This window comes from Priestia sp. P5_B4 (genome assembly GCF_056400385.1).
Genome location: NZ_JBFULJ010000777.1, coordinates 1 through 1,815, shown reverse-complemented (window position 1 = coordinate 1,815; position 1,815 = coordinate 1). Strand labels below are relative to the sequence as shown.

Sequence of the window (1,815 nt, the reverse complement as noted above, 5' to 3'; positions counted from 1 at the left end):
CTTTAACGGTGTAAAAAAATAGATAAACCAATAAAAAAAGCAGCTAAAATAAAATCAAAAATCCATTGCCACTTCTCACGTTTTAACAATACGTGCTCTACCCCTGATAACAGCGAACTTATACTAACCAAAACAAAAATAAAGCTTAATTGGTTAAACGAAAATTTAGTGACAAAATTTGATACAAGTATGACTGCTACGGTGATGAACAGTGCCATTTGACTTATAAGTACCCATTTAATTCTCTGTTTATATCCGTCTTTTAAAGCTTGTAATAAATCGTTGCTGATCACTCTCGCTAAACCCCTTTTTATTCCTATCGTTAAAAGTAAGAACGCAGCAAAAACGTTTCTCTGCATCTTAACTACTTAGCAAAACTAGCTATTAAATTGAAACATAAATATCAACTTGACTGTACTCAGGATCAATACAGCGTTCATCATATAATTCAAAATCTATTTTATAGGCACGATGATTTTTTTTAGCCCACTCCCGAATATAAGCCCAAGCCTCTACGACTACCTGTCTAGCTGGCCCAACAGCTGTTGTAAACACCATGTATTCACCTTCTGGAATGATGAACTCTCTCATATCATCTTTCAGTTCGCCGCCGGGTAAAACTTCATATCCGAGAGCAAATGTAAAATCCATTTTTTGATCATATTCAAATTCTGTATAAAGAGCAAATGTATTACCATTTACTTTATTGGCAATTTTATTAGCTAACTGTTGTTTATAAAAAGTCTGCCAGTGCTCGGGAATAAGACCTGTGCCCGTTTCTTCCACAGGTTCATCTGTTCGAATAGGCACTCCTACAACAGTAAATTCATTTACCTTGACTACTTTTTGACTTACAACTAAGTCAGTCAACATATTGAGCCCCCTTAATTCTTCTTTTTCTGTAGTTACAATGAGGGAAATACTTCTTAATATGCATTTTATTTGTATTCAAAGAAAACGTCAACCTTTTATACAAATCCCTTAACGAAGGGGCTGAAGATCATTCTTCTAAACTATAAAAAAACGATTCTATTTTCTTTGTACACATCATACGTATAAGATACCCCTAATTTACAATAGAGTGAGGTAAAAAAATGAAGATCATTGAACTTGCCGAATTCATTAAAACAAGTAAAAAAACAACTAAACTTGCTCTTTCCTCTTCTACAGTACAGTATACATTAGAAACAGATGATTTGAAAATTGAATTAAAAACAGGCGGCACGAATAAGCGAATCGTGTTTTTTCGCATCTTCTTAAAAGGAACATACGAGGATTGGATTTGTTATCACCGGAACGAACATCATATTTACGAATTGTATCAAAATATTTCTTTATCCCCTCAACGGCAAAGGCAGCTTTTGTACGCTATTGCWTCATAAAAAGAGCTGGCTTATTTRGCCAGCTCTTTTTATTTATGCTGTAGCTTTGTAAATGAATGTTTGTGCGGCTTTACATGTAATTTTCCCTTTGTCCATTGAATTCCTCTATATAAATAGTACGAGCACCAAAAAACTGCTGGAACGATGAGTACGTAGGCAACGACACTATTCGTAAAGAAAGAAGAATCTATAGAACGAAGCAATCGATAGGTCTCATTTAATATACATATATGCACTACATAAATGCCAACTGAATTTTTCCCAACCTTTGAAAAAAATGAGTTTTTGCCAAGACTTGGACTGCTCAATACGAATAAAAACAATGATGCCGATAAAAAAATCGTAGAAATAAAGTAGTCTCCGGGCTTGCTGTGCTGGATATTAACCAACCAGTAACGCTCGACGATCTCTAACGCTGAAAACACAAAAAAGC

General features: G+C 34.6%; 3 protein-coding genes and 1 pseudogene. 1 reads left to right on the top strand and 3 read right to left on the bottom strand.

Translation table 11 applies throughout. The features are described 5' to 3' along the window. Nucleotides 1-2: 2 nt before the first annotated feature. Together AC1DRF_RS25855 and AC1DRF_RS25850 are read right to left on the bottom strand one after the other, a co-directional pair. Complete coding sequence (locus AC1DRF_RS25855; RefSeq protein WP_013057601.1) at nt 3-293, bottom strand: hypothetical protein; 291 nt, start codon at nt 291-293, stop codon at nt 3-5. 91 nt (nt 294-384) lie between these two features. Then, a complete protein-coding gene (locus AC1DRF_RS25850; protein WP_013083710.1) occupies nt 385-873 on the bottom strand; it encodes a GyrI-like domain-containing protein in 489 nt (162 codons plus the stop codon). A gap of 221 nt (nt 874-1,094) precedes the next feature. Here AC1DRF_RS25850 and AC1DRF_RS25845 point away from each other — a divergent pair, with 221 nt between their 5' ends. Then, complete coding sequence (locus tag AC1DRF_RS25845; RefSeq protein ID WP_043981552.1) at nt 1,095-1,382, top strand: hypothetical protein; 288 nt, start codon at nt 1,095-1,097, stop codon at nt 1,380-1,382. Between the two features lie 29 nt (nt 1,383-1,411). On the opposite strand, the pseudogene AC1DRF_RS25840 reads toward AC1DRF_RS25845, so the two are convergent. Next, nucleotides 1,412-1,815: pseudogene (locus AC1DRF_RS25840) on the bottom strand (acyltransferase); the annotation flags it as partial.

Bases quoted from the DNA above. Each gene is read 5' to 3' on its own strand.
- AC1DRF_RS25850 (WP_013083710.1), bottom strand. From the start codon at position 873: ATGTTGACTGACTTAGTTGTAAGTCAAAAAGTAGTCAAGGTAAATGAA.